Below are 11,785 nucleotides of genomic sequence, written 5' to 3'. Positions count from 1 at the left end.
CACCGTTCCACGGTTCGCGCAGTGGGGTCCGAACCCCTTCAACGTTACGCCGCGTGACGGCACTCTGTGAGGTGTTCGTCACCATCCGCACACGGCCTCCAGGGCCTGAACAGGAAGGCGTACCGCCCATGCCCAGCCACCTCCACGACGAGGTCCACGACTGCACCGAGCTGCTGCGGAGCGCGCTGCGGGACAACGACATCACGTTGCCGTCGCTCGGCGTCGATCTGCCGGGGTTCGCGGGCAGTTACGCGCTGCCGCTCGTGGCGCTCGGTAACTGCAACACGGAGACCGCCCGCCGGCTGGCCGAGGCGCTGCGGAAGGCGGCCGCGCGGTGAGAGCGGCGGGCGGGCCGCTCACCCTGGACCTGCTCGCCGTGCCGAAGGAGGTGCCCGGGCTGCGGCGGGCGGTGCGCGCGCATCTGGGCGGGCCGTGTGCGGACGTGCAGCTGTGCGTGAGCGAGATAGTCGGCAATGTGATCCGGCACCTCGGGGAGGGCACGCCGGTGACCGTGCACATCAGGGGCGCGGCCGGGGGCCGTACCCGCGTCGAGGTGACCGATCCCGATCCGCGGGCGCTGCCGGTGCTGGTGCGGGCGGCGGCGGACGACGAGGCGGGGCGGGGGCTGGCGCTGCTGGACGCGGTCGCGGTGCGATGGGGCGTACGGCAGGGGGCGGACCGGAAGACCGTCTGGTGCGAGGTCGGCGGATTCGGCGCCTAGCCGTGCCCGGGCAGCGCAAAGGCCCCGTGCCACCTCCCCCACAGAGGTGACACGGGGTTCCAGTTTGACGCGCGGACGGCCCTGGCTCCAGAGGGGGGTCACGTCCTTTCGTAAAGGGCTTCTATGTCTTTGGCGAAATCTCGCGCCACGGCGGAGCGCCGCAGCTTCAGGGAGGGGGTGAGATGTCCGGTCTGTGCGCTGAATTCCGCCGGGAGCACCGCGAAGCGGCGGATGGACTCGGCGCGGGAGACGAGCGCGTTGGCGTCGTCCACGGCGCGCTGGAGGTCGGCGCGGAGTGATTCGTCGTGGATCAGGTCCGCGAGCGGGACGTCCGTCTTCTTGTGCATCTGGCGCCAGTGGGCGAGGCCGTCCGGTTCGAGGGTGAGCAGGGCGGTGATGTAGGGGCGGTTGTCGCCGATGACCATGCACTGCCCTACGAGGGGGTGGCTGCGGAGGCGGTCCTCCAGGGGGGCGGGGGCGACGTTCTTGCCGCCCGTGGTCACGATGATCTCCTTCTTGCGTCCGGTGATGGTGAGGTAGCCGTCCGCGTCGAGGGCGCCCAGGTCGCCGGTGGGCAGCCAGCCGTCGGGGTCGGTGGCGGGGCGGGCGGCGCCGAGGTCGGCGTCCCAGTAGCCGGCGAAGACATGGCCGCCGTGGAGGAGGATCTCGCCGTCGTCGGCGATCCGGACTGCGGTGCCGGGGAGTGGCCAGCCGACGGTGCCGATGCGGGGGCGCAGGGGCGGGGTGACGGTGGCGGCGGCGGTGGTCTCCGTCAGGCCGTAGCCCTCGAAGATCTCGATGCCGGCGCCGGAGTAGAAGGCGGCGAGGCGGTGGCCGAGGGGGAGCCGCCGCAGATCACGTGGCGGACCTTGCCGCCGAGGGCGGCGCGGATGCGGCGGTAGACGAGGGGGTCGTAGAGCTTGCGGGCGGCTTTGAGGGCGACGCCCGGGCCGGGGCCCTTGCCGTGCTCCTTCGCCTCGACGGCCTCTCCGTAGGCGCGGGCGATGCGGGCGGCGCGGTCGAAGGAGGCGGCGCGGCCCATCTTCTCGGCGGTGGCGCGGCCGGTGTTGAAGACCTTCTCCAGGACGTAGGGGATGGCGAGGAGGAAGGTCGGGCGGAAGCCGGCGAGGTCGGCGAGGAGGTCGTCGGTCTGGATGCTGGGGGCGTGGCCGAGGCGGACCCGGGCGCGGAGGCAGCCGACCGCGACCATCCGGCCGAAGACGTGGGAGAGGGGGAGGAAGAGGAGGGTGGACGCGGGTTCCTCGCTGACGGACCGGAAGACCGGGTGGAGGAGTTCGACGGCGTTGTCGACCTCGGCGAAGAAGTTGCCGTGGGTGAGGGCGCAGCCCTTGGGGCGGCCGGTGGTGCCGGAGGTGTAGATGAGGGTGGCGAGGGCGTGCGGGCCGGTGGCGGCGCGGCGTGCGTCGACGGCCTCGTCGGGGAGGTCGCGGCCGGCGGAGACGAGCTGGGCGACGGCGCCGGTGTTGAACTGCCAGAGGTGGTCGAGGGCGGGCAGCCGGCCGCGGATGCCGCTGATCAGGCGGGTGTCGTCGACGTCCTCGACGACGCAGGCGCGGGCGCCGGAGTCGGTCAGGATCCATTCCGCCTGGTGGGCGGAGGAGGTCGGGTAGAGGGGGACGGTGACCAGGCCGGCGGCCCAGGCGGCGAAGTCGAGGAGGGTCCATTCGTAGGTGGTGCGGGCCATGATGGCGAGCCGGTCACCGGGGTTCAGGCCGTGGGCGATCAGGCCCTTGGCGACGGCGCGGACCTCGGCGGCGAATTCGGCGGCGGTGATGTCGCGCCAGGCGCCGCTGGGCTGTTTGCGGGCCAGGACGACGTCGGCGGGGGCCTCGGCGGCGTTGGTGAAGGGCAGGTCGCCGAGTGAGCCGTGGGTCATGGGCGGGACGAGCGGGGGGACGAAGACCTCGCGGACGGTGCCGTCGGGCAGGGTCGCCTTGTGGGGCTCGACGGGGGTGGGGGGCTCCTGGATGGTTCCGGGGGCTGTAGGGGCGGGTGCACTTTCCTGGTGGGACACGAGCGGCTCCTCGTTTCTCCTGTGGAGTGCATTCCTCCTGTGGAGTGCGGACTCTCCGGTGGAGTGCTGCAGCACGGTCGGGACCGCGTCGGCCGCCTGGTCTCGCGCCCGCTCGGTCCAACTGCCGTGTGTCATCGCGGAGTTGGGCCCCGTGCGCCATCCCCTGACCCGGCAGTAACCTTACTGCGAGGTAAATTTACGCGAGGAGATCCGGCCGGCCAATGCTCAGTCGGCCAGGACTTCGACCCGTGCGGGGCGGGCGGAGCGGCCGTAGGGCCAGGGGTACGGAGCGCTCAGCCGTGGGCGCCGGGTGGATCCGCCGGGCCCGTGGGGCCGTCCGGCGCCCAGCGCTCCCCCGTCGTCATCCGGCCCAGGCCGGCCCAGGCGAAGTTCATCATCGTGGCCGCGGCGTCCTTCGCCGTCGGATGCACGCGTTCCCCCGAAGGGCCTTCGTCGGTACGGACGTTGACCCATTCCGCGAGCGACTCGGCCGCGCCGACCAGGGCGTGCGCGAGCCCGGCCACCTCGCGTTCGGCCAGTTCACCGGCGCAGCCCGCCTCCTTCGCGGCGACGCCGATCAGATCCGTGACGAAGGAGACGATCTCCGCGCGCATGGCGGCGACCTCGCGCGTGAACGGCTCGCCGTGCGTCCGGGCCTGCTGGTGCAGCACGGCCCAGCCGTCCGGATGCTCGGCGGTGTGCGCGAAGAAGCCGCGCAGGCCGCTCCACAGTTGGCGGTCGGCCGCCGCCCGGGGCTCCACGGCCGCGGTCACGGCGGTCACCAGCGCCGCCGCCTCGCGCCGGATCACCGCGCTGAACAGCTCTTCCTTCGAGTTCAGATAGAGGTAGACCAGCGGTTTCGAGACCCCGGCCACCTCGGCGATCTCGTCCATCGACGCCGCTCGGTAGCCGCGCCGGGCGAAGGTCCGCACCGCGGCATCGAGCATTTGCTGTTCCCGGACGGCCCTCGGCACCCGCTTGCTCTTCACAGCTCCCACCCTGAATATCCCTCCGCCCCGCCCCTTTACCGCAAAGTAAGTTTACGATCTTCGCCTTCCGGACCTGGTTCCCCGACGGCTTCCCGCCATCCGCTGAGCAGCACTGACAGCACTCGCTTCCCCTTGCCTTGACAGCTCCAGGACCGTAGCGAGACGATACGTCTCGTTCTGTTGTTGGAGGTGAAGGGCCACCCCTTCACACCGCTTTTTTGGAGGGCACCACCGTGCAGCAGTTCCTCGACGTCGCCCCCGGCATCCGCCTGTGGACCGAGCAGCGCGGCGCCGCCGACGCGCCCCCGCTGCTGCTCGTCATGGGGGCCCAGGCGACCGGAGTCGGCTGGCCGGACGAACTGGTCGACGCGCTGGCCGAGCACCACCGGGTGATCCGCTACGACCACCGCGACACCGGCCGCTCCACCTGGTCGTACGACGACCGGCCGTACCGGATCGCCGATCTCGCGGACGACGTGATCGCCGTCCTGGACGGTCTGGGCATCGAGCGTGCGCATCTCGTCGGCATGTCATTGGGCGGCATGCTGGCCCAGATGGTGCTCGCCGACCACCCCGACCGATGGATCGGCGCCACTCTCATCGGCACCATGGCTCTCAGCACCACCCCCTACACCGCGCCGGACGGCACCGTCGTCCCGGTCGGTGAACTCCCCGGTATCGCGCCCGAGGTCCTGGAGATGTGGGCCCGCCCGGTCGAGGACCACGGCCCGGAGGCGGAGGTGGCGCGACGGCTCGAACACTGGCGGGTACTCGCCGGTGGTCAACTCCCGTTCGACGCCGACCACTACGCCGCCCTGGAGCGGCGGGTCATCGCGCACACCGGACACCACCGGGTGGGCACCGCACACGGGCGGGCGGACGACAGCGGGATGCTGCGCACGGCGGAGCTGGCCCGGAACGAGGTGCCCACGCTGGTGATCGCGGCGCCCGCCGAGCCGGTGTTCCCGCCGCCGCATCCGCAGCACCTCGCGCAGTGCATCGGCGGCGCGCACGTCGTCGAGATCCCGGGGATGGGGCACGCCCTGCCGCCGGCCGTCCAGGGACCGCTGGCCGAGGCGATCCTGGCGCACACGGGGGCGGGTGCGGGGGCGGGGAGCTGACCGGCGTACCCGGGGGAAGCGTTGCCTCCTAGGAGCCTTCGGCGATGTCCAGTGCCGTGCCGTAGAGGCGGGACACCTTGAGGCGGAGGACGACGCGCCGTTCGGCGACGGCCTCCGCGAGGAACGCGTCCTCGTCCGGCGGCGCCCCGCCCGCGGCCGCCATGGCGAGCAGTTCGCGGCCTACCGCGTCGCCGGGGACGGTGGTGGGGGGCGACACCTCCACCTCTCCCTCGGCGACCGCGTAGGCCCACACATCGCGGCTGACGTGCAGGGCGGCGTGCGGATCGGCACGCAGGTGGCGGGGCTTGAGGCGGTCCCGCGTGCTGGAGATCCGCACGGTCCGCTCCGCCGGGTCCCAGCGGTACAGGACGGTGGCGAGGTGCGGGTGGCCGGTCTTGCGGACGCTGGCGAGCACGCCGAACTGCTGCTCCCGAAGGATGCCGTCGAGTTCGGTCTCGGTGAGGACGCGCGGGGCGGGGCCGGGCATGGGGTGCTCCCTTTCGGTGGGTGGGGGTTTGTAGTGGTTCGTCCTGTGCCGGTTCAGGCCGCCGCCACCACGTCCGGCACCGCGGTCACGTCCGGCACGTCCGGTACGGTCGGCCGCCGCAGCAGGATCGTGGCGGCCAGCAGCGCCAGGACGAGGAGTCCGGCGCCGGTGGCGAAGGCGACGTGATAGCCGGCGGTGAGGGCTTCCGGGCGGGGGCTGCCCTGCCGGACGAGGGCGTCGGTGCGGCCGGCCGCCAGGGTGGACAGCACCGCGACGCCGAGCGCCGAGCCGAGCTGCTGGGTGGTGTTGAACAGGCCCGAGGCCAGCCCGGTGTCCTGGCTGTCGACGCCGGACATGCCGAGGCCGGTGAGCGCGGGCAGCGCCAGGCCGAAGCCGGCCACGAGCAGCATCACGGGCAGCAGGTCGGTGACGTAGGAGGCGTGCACGGGAAGCCGGGCGAGCAGGGCGAGGGCGCCGATCAGCGGGACGAGGGCGCCACGCAGCACGGCGCGCTCCCCGTAGCGGGCGATCAGCCGGGCCGAGACGCCCAGCGAGACGGCACCGATGGCCAGGGCGGCGGGGAGCATCGCCAGTCCGGTACGGGCGGCGTCGTAGCCGCGTACGCCCTGCAGATAGAGCGCCACCAGAACCTGGAAGGCGAACAGGGCGGCGACCATGAGCATCTGGACGAGATTCGCGGTGACCACGGCGCGTGAGCGCAGCAGCCGCGGCGGCAGCAGCGGGGTGCGGGCCCGGGCCTGGCGCAGGAAGAATCCGGCGACCAGCGCCGCACCGGCGGACGCCGGGACCGCCGCGCGCGCCGAAGTCCAGCCGTACGTGGCGGTGTTGACGATGCCGTAGAGCGCCGCCATGAGGCCTGCGGTGATCAGGAGCGCGCCCCAGGCGTCGGCCCCGGCCCGCAGACCGGACCCTCGGCCCGCGGGCAGGGCGGGCCGGGCCACGGCGAGGACGGCGGCCCCGATGGGCAGGTTGATCAGGAAGACCCAGTGCCAGTCCAGCACGTCGGTCAGCAGGCCGCCGAGCACCTGGCCGATCGAGGCGCCGGCGGCACCGGTGAAGCTGAACACCGCGATGGCGCGGGCCCGTTCGCGTCCCTCGGGGTAGAGGGCGGCGAGGATGCCGAGGCCGACGGCCGCCGTCATGGCGCTGCCGACGCCCTGCAGGAAGCGGGCGGCGAGCAGCACGGCGGGGGCGGAGGCGAGACCCGCCAGGAGCGAGGAGGCGGTGAAGACGCCGGTGCCGGCGACGAACATCCGCTTGCGGCCGAGCAGGTCACCGAGCCGCCCGGCGAGCAGCAGCAGGCTGCCGAAGGCGACGAGGTAGGCGTTGACGACCCAGCTCAGGCCCTCGGGGCTGAACCCGAGGTCGTGCTGGATGGCCGGCATGGCCACGGTGACGATGGAGCCGTCCAGCACGATCATCAGCGTGCCGGCGGCGATCACTCCGAGGGCCAGGCCGCGGCGCGGTGAACGCGGGGGCACGGAGCGGGACATGGGCACGGCGGAACGGGACATGGGCACGGTGGCCCTCCTGTCGCAGTACGTACGGGAGGTGCGCCGGGTGGCGCGACAGAGGGACCGTAACAGATAGTTCCGTTGCAGACTATATTTCTCGGATCAATCGTGGATTACGCTGGATCCATGACCGCCATGTCACCGCCCCCCACCCGCACCCAGCCGGACCTCTCCTACCTGCTGGACCACACCGGCCATGTGCTGCGCACCCGGATGGCGGCGGCGCTCGCCGAGATCGGACTCACCGCCCGCATGCACTGCGTCCTGGTGCACGCGCTGGAGGAGGAACGCACCCAGATCCAGCTCGCCGAGATCGGCGACATGGACAAGACCACGATGGTGGTGACCGTCGACGCCCTGGAGAAGGCCGGGCTCGCCGAGCGCCGCCCCTCCAGCACCGACCGCCGGGCCCGGATCATCGCCGTCACGGAGGAGGGCGCACGCACCGCCGAGCGCAGCCAGCAGATCGTCGACGCGGTGCACGAACGGGCCCTCGCGGACCTTCCGGACGAGGACCGGGAGACGTTCCTGCGCCTGCTGACCCACCTGGCCACCGGCCCTCTGGGCACCCCGCCCCGGGCCCGGGCCCCACCGCCCGCCGGGTCCGCCAGCGCAGCTAGGCGCTCACCCATGTCCGAGGCGGACACGCCTGCGCCCCGACCTCCACGAGATCGGGGCGCAGGCGGAAAGCAACCAACTCAGGCTATGCGGCAGCCGGCACGGCGGCCTTCTGCTCCGTGTCGGTGACAGTGGCCGCGGTCGGGCTGATGCTCTTCGCGCTGTTGTAGGCCTCGCGGTCCAGGATCTTCTCCTTGGCGGAGACCAGGATCGGGATGACCGATTGGCCGGCGACGTTCGTGGCCGTCCGCATCATGTCCAGGATCGGGTCGATGGCCATCAGCAGACCGACGCCCTCCAGGGGCAGGCCCAGGGTGGAGAGGGTCAGGGTGAGCATGACCGTGGCGCCGGTGAGGCCGGCGGTGGCGGCCGAGCCGATGACGGAGACGAACGCGATCAGGACGTAGTCGCCGACGGCGAGGTGGACGTCGAAGATCTGGGCGATGAAGATCGCGGCGATCGCCGGGTAGATCGAGGCGCAGCCGTCCATCTTGGTCGTCGAGCCGAACGGCACCGCGAAGGAGGCGTACTCGCGCGGCACGCCGAGGCGCTCGGTGACCTGCTGGGTGACCGGCATGGTGCCGACCGAGGAGCGGGAGACGAAGGCCAGCTGGATGGCGGGCCAGGCGCCGCGGAAGAACTGCAGCGGGTTGGCCTTGGCGACGGTCGCCAGCAGCAGCGGGTAGACGCCGAAGAGGACGATCGCGCAGCCGACGTAGATGTCGACGGTGAAGGTCGCGTACTTGCCGATCAGGTTCCAGCCGTACGTCGCGATGGCGTTGCCGATGAGGCCGACGGTGCCGATCGGGGCGAGGCGGATGACCCACCACAGGGCCTTCTGCAGCAGTTCGAGGACCGAGCGGCTGAGCTTCAGGACCGGCTCGGCCTTCTCGCCGAGCTGGAGCGCCGCGATACCGGCGACGGCCGCCATGAAGACGATCTGCAGGACGTTCAGCTCGGTGAACGGGGTGATGACGTCCGTCGGGACGATGCCGGTCAGGAAGTCGATCCAGGAGCCGGCGTGCTCGGGGAGCTTACCGTCCTTGGGGGTGAGGCCGGTGCCCGCGCCGGGGTGGGTGAGCAGGCCGATGGCCAGGCCGATCGCCACCGCGATCAGCGAGGTGGCCATGAACCACAGCAGGGTGCGGGTGGCGAGCCGGGCGGCGTTGTTGACCTGCCGCAGGTTGGTGATCGACACCAGGATCGCGAAGAACACCAGCGGGGCGACGGCCAGCTTCAGCAGCTGGACGAAGAGGTCGCCGATGTGCTGGAGCGTCGAGGTGAGCCAGCCGAGGTCATTGCTCTTGGCTATCCAGCCGAGCAGCACACCCAGGGCGAGACCCGCCAGGATCTGGGCCCAGAACGGGACTTTGGGTATGCGGGAGGACTTCGGCGTCTTCGTGGACGGCACGGACGACGTGGACAACGGACACACTCCGGGGACAGATAAGGCGTCGGGAAACGGCGTGAAAGAGCGCCAGGAGGTCCGTACGGAAGAGGCAGGATCTCCGGCCGCTGGATGAGGTCGGTCAGCGGCGACGACAGGCCGCGGACATACAGCGGCAAAGATCGACGTGCAGGCGCGCCACGAGCGGAACGCTCATGGGGGGCAAAGGCGCGGCTGCTGTCTTCATGACAAGTACGTTAACACTCGAACTTTGAGGAACCCAAAGAAAATCTTTGGGTTCCATGGGGGTTCCCCGGGGAGCCGGCAGCGGAACGGGCGTCAACAACGCGACAGGCGCCGGTCCATGGAGGGGAGCTCCACGGACCGGCGCCTGCCGGACGGATGAGGGGGCGTGAGGTGTCTCACGGCCAGGGGGCCTCACGGCCACGGGTGTCGCACGGCCACGGGTGCCGCACGGCCACGGGTGCCACCGGGGGTGGACGCCGGGCGGCGGCGTCAGACGAGGTCGTCCTCCTGGCCCGCGCTGGCCGCGATGCGCTCGCGCTGGCGGTCGACCTTGGCGACGAGCTGCTCGGACATCGCGTCCCGCTGCTTGCGCAGCAGCACGAAGCTGAGCGGCGCGGAGATCACGATGGAGAGCAGCAGCAACCAGACGGTGTTCGCCGCGCCCACCGCGAGCGGGATGATCTGGAAGTAGGCCAGCACCCACACCACCGCGAAGCAGGCGACGAACAGGCCGAGGCGAAGGGCGGTGTAGCGGAGCGTGGCGAACTTGTGGCTACTCACGGACGGGACCTTCTTCTCAACGGCAACCGAAAGGGTCGCCTCCAGTCAAGCACAACGGCAGGGGCGATCTTCCGTGCCCCTGCCGCACGGCTTTGCATCTGGCTTTGCGCCTGGCTTGCAGCCTCGTCCTGGGCCTCCGGGGCCCCAAGAGGGGCCCGGAGGCGCGCAGACGTCCTCAGACGCGCATCGGCTGGGGCGACTCGCGGCGGTCCGGGTCCGGGCCCGGGTACTCGCGAATCGCCTCGTAGCGGGTGTTGCGCTCGACGGGCCGGAATCCGGCGTCGCGGATCAGCTCCAGCAGGTCCTCGCGGGTCAGCTTGTTCGGCGTGCCGTAGTTGTCCGCGTCGTGCGTGATCTTGTACTCGACGACCGAGCCGTCCATGTCGTCCGCACCGTGCTGCAGCGCGAGCTGGGTGGTCTGCAGACCGTGCATCACCCAGAAGCACTTGACGTGCGGGACGTTGTCGAAGAGGAGGCGGGAGACCGCGAAGACCTTCAGCGCCTCGGCGCCGGTGGCCATGGTCGTGCGCGCCTGGAGCCGGTTGCGGACCTTGCCGTCCTGCATGTCGACGAAGTCGTGCTGGTAGCGCAGCGGGATGAAGACCTGGAAACCGCCGGTCTCGTCCTGGAGTTCACGCAGCCGCAGCACGTGGTCGACGCGGTGCCGGGGCTCCTCGATGTGCCCGTAGAGCATCGTCGAGGGGGTCTTGAGGCCCTTCTCGTGCGCCAGGCGGTGGATCCGCGACCAGTCCTCCCAGTGGGTGCGGTGGTCGACGATGTGCTGCCGGACCTCCCAGTCGAAGATCTCGGCGCCGCCGCCGGTGAGCGACTCCAGGCCGGCGTCGATCAGCTCGTCGAGGATCTCCGAGGCGGACAGCCCCGAGATGGTCTCGAAGTGGTGGATCTCCGTCGCCGTGAACGCCTTCAGGGAGACGTTCGGCAGCGCCTTCTTCAACTCGCGCAGCGAGCGCGGGTAGTAGCGCCACGGCAGGGTCGGGTGCAGGCCGTTGACGATGTGCAGCTCGGTGAGGTTCTCGTTCTCCATCGCCTTGGCGAGGCGGACGGCCTCCTCGATGCGCATCGTGTACGCGTCCTTCTCGCCCGGCTTGCGCTGGAAGGAGCAGTACGCGCAGGAGGCGGTGCACACGTTCGTCATGTTGAGGTGACGGTTGACGTTGAAGTGGACGACGTCACCGTTCTTGCGGGTGCGCACCTCGTGGGCGAGACCGCCCAGCCAGGCCAGGTCGTCGCACTCGTAGAGGGCGATACCGTCCTCGCGGGTCAGCCGCTCCCCGGCGTGGACCTTCGCCTCCAGCTCACGCTTGAGGCCCACATCCATCGACGCAGCCATCCGGTCGCCTCCCAGTCTCTGCCGTATCTGTGCCGACCCGCGGCACGGTCTCGGTGCCGGAAACGGGCTTCGTCGAGCGTACTCCCCCGTAATCGGCGCGGACGGGGCGCCCTTGGCCCACCCGCCCGCGGGCGGCGTGTCCACGGGTGGCGTGTCCGCGGGTGGCCGCCGACCGGGGCCGGGGGCGGGGCAGGGCCGGGGCCGAGGGCAGCCCCGGGGGCTCACTCGCTCCCGTCGCCCCCCGTCGCCTCCCCCGTCGTCCGCCCGTCGTCCTACTCGGCCTCTTCGGGCAGTTCCCCGACGCGGTTCTCCCACTTGGTGGACAGCACGATCGTGGTGCGCGTACGGGAGACGCCCTTGGTGCCGGACAGCCGCCGGATGGTGCGCTCCAGCCCGTCCACGTCGCCCACCCGGACCTTGAGCATGTACGAGTCGTCGCCGGCGATGAACCAGCAGTCCTCGATCTCTTCGAGGTCGCGCAGCCGGCGGGCCACGTCCTCGTGGTCGGCCGCGTCCGACAGCGAGATGCCGACCAGGGCGGTGACGCCGAGGCCGAGCGAGGCGGCGTCGACCGTCGCGCGGTAACCGGTGATCACTCCGGCCGCTTCGAGGCGGTTGATCCGGTCGGTGACGCTGGGCCCGGAGAGGCCGACGAGCCGGCCGAGCTCCGCATACGAGGCCCGGCCGTTCTCACGCAGCGCCTGGATGAGCTGCCTATCCACCGCGTCCATGCC

The 11,785-nt window shown here is 71.4% G+C and carries 10 protein-coding genes and 2 pseudogenes; 4 read left to right on the top strand and 8 right to left on the bottom strand.

The features are described from left to right. Window positions 1-128 precede the first annotated feature (128 nt). Both OJ254_RS10770 and OJ254_RS10765 read left to right on the top strand, forming a co-directional pair. Window positions 129-338, top strand: coding sequence for a hypothetical protein (locus OJ254_RS10770; RefSeq protein ID WP_030803876.1), 210 nt, complete (start codon window positions 129-131; stop codon window positions 336-338). Then, a complete protein-coding gene (locus tag OJ254_RS10765; protein ID WP_265362164.1) occupies window positions 335-721 on the top strand; it encodes an ATP-binding protein in 387 nt (128 codons plus the stop codon). The genes OJ254_RS10770 and OJ254_RS10765 overlap by 4 nt, the downstream gene beginning before the upstream one ends. A 98-nt stretch (window positions 722-819) precedes the next feature. On the opposite strand, the pseudogene OJ254_RS10760 reads toward OJ254_RS10765, so the two are convergent. Beyond that, window positions 820-2,618: pseudogene (locus OJ254_RS10760) on the bottom strand (AMP-dependent synthetase/ligase). Window positions 2,619-3,049: 431 nt separating this feature from the next. Then, window positions 3,050-3,703 carry a TetR/AcrR family transcriptional regulator gene (locus tag OJ254_RS10755; RefSeq protein ID WP_265362163.1) on the bottom strand — a complete coding sequence of 218 codons (654 nt, stop codon included), beginning with the start codon at window positions 3,701-3,703 and terminating at the stop codon, window positions 3,050-3,052. A gap of 275 nt (window positions 3,704-3,978) precedes the next feature. Between OJ254_RS10755 and OJ254_RS10750 the strand changes: the two genes are divergently transcribed. Further along, entirely contained in the window at window positions 3,979-4,866 is an 888-nt protein-coding gene (locus tag OJ254_RS10750; protein ID WP_265365115.1) for an alpha/beta fold hydrolase, read from the top strand. A gap of 28 nt (window positions 4,867-4,894) precedes the next feature. Here the strand turns inward: OJ254_RS10750 and OJ254_RS10745 are convergent, their stop codons facing one another. Further along, window positions 4,895-5,353, bottom strand: a complete 459-nt coding sequence (locus tag OJ254_RS10745) for a TIGR03618 family F420-dependent PPOX class oxidoreductase (RefSeq protein WP_265362162.1) — start codon at window positions 5,351-5,353, stop codon at window positions 4,895-4,897. 53 nt (window positions 5,354-5,406) lie between these two features. After that, window positions 5,407-6,888, bottom strand: a complete 1,482-nt coding sequence (locus OJ254_RS10740) for an MFS transporter (protein WP_265362161.1) — start codon at window positions 6,886-6,888, stop codon at window positions 5,407-5,409. A gap of 126 nt (window positions 6,889-7,014) precedes the next feature. Between OJ254_RS10740 and OJ254_RS10735 the strand changes: the two are divergent. Further along, window positions 7,015-7,497, top strand: a pseudogene (locus OJ254_RS10735) (MarR family winged helix-turn-helix transcriptional regulator); the annotation flags it as partial. 94 nt (window positions 7,498-7,591) lie between these two features. Here OJ254_RS10735 and OJ254_RS10730 read toward each other — a convergent pair. The 4 genes from OJ254_RS10730 to OJ254_RS10715 all read right to left on the bottom strand — a co-directional run bounded on the left by OJ254_RS10730 (window position 7,592) and on the right by OJ254_RS10715 (window position 11,782). Further along, complete coding sequence (locus OJ254_RS10730) at window positions 7,592-8,932, bottom strand: dicarboxylate/amino acid:cation symporter (protein ID WP_423835877.1); 1,341 nt, start codon at window positions 8,930-8,932, stop codon at window positions 7,592-7,594. A 477-nt stretch (window positions 8,933-9,409) separates the two neighbouring features. Then, the gene (locus tag OJ254_RS10725; RefSeq protein ID WP_265362159.1) at window positions 9,410-9,700 is read right to left on the bottom strand and encodes a DUF4229 domain-containing protein; all 291 of its coding nucleotides are present in this window, start codon (window positions 9,698-9,700) and stop codon (window positions 9,410-9,412) included. A gap of 175 nt (window positions 9,701-9,875) precedes the next feature. Beyond that, complete coding sequence (mqnE, locus tag OJ254_RS10720) at window positions 9,876-11,039, bottom strand: aminofutalosine synthase MqnE (protein ID WP_261957556.1); 1,164 nt, start codon at window positions 11,037-11,039, stop codon at window positions 9,876-9,878. A gap of 284 nt (window positions 11,040-11,323) precedes the next feature. Then, window positions 11,324-11,782, bottom strand: a complete 459-nt coding sequence (locus OJ254_RS10715; protein ID WP_261956973.1) for an Lrp/AsnC family transcriptional regulator — start codon at window positions 11,780-11,782, stop codon at window positions 11,324-11,326. Between the last annotated feature and the right edge of the window lie 3 nt (window positions 11,783-11,785).

It is taken from the genome of Streptomyces endophytica, from assembly GCF_026153355.1.
Classification (GTDB): Bacteria; Actinomycetota; Actinomycetes; order Streptomycetales; family Streptomycetaceae; genus Streptomyces; species Streptomyces endophytica.
Note: the sequence above shows the minus strand (reverse complement) of the source record. Positions and strands in the feature narration are given on the sequence as shown.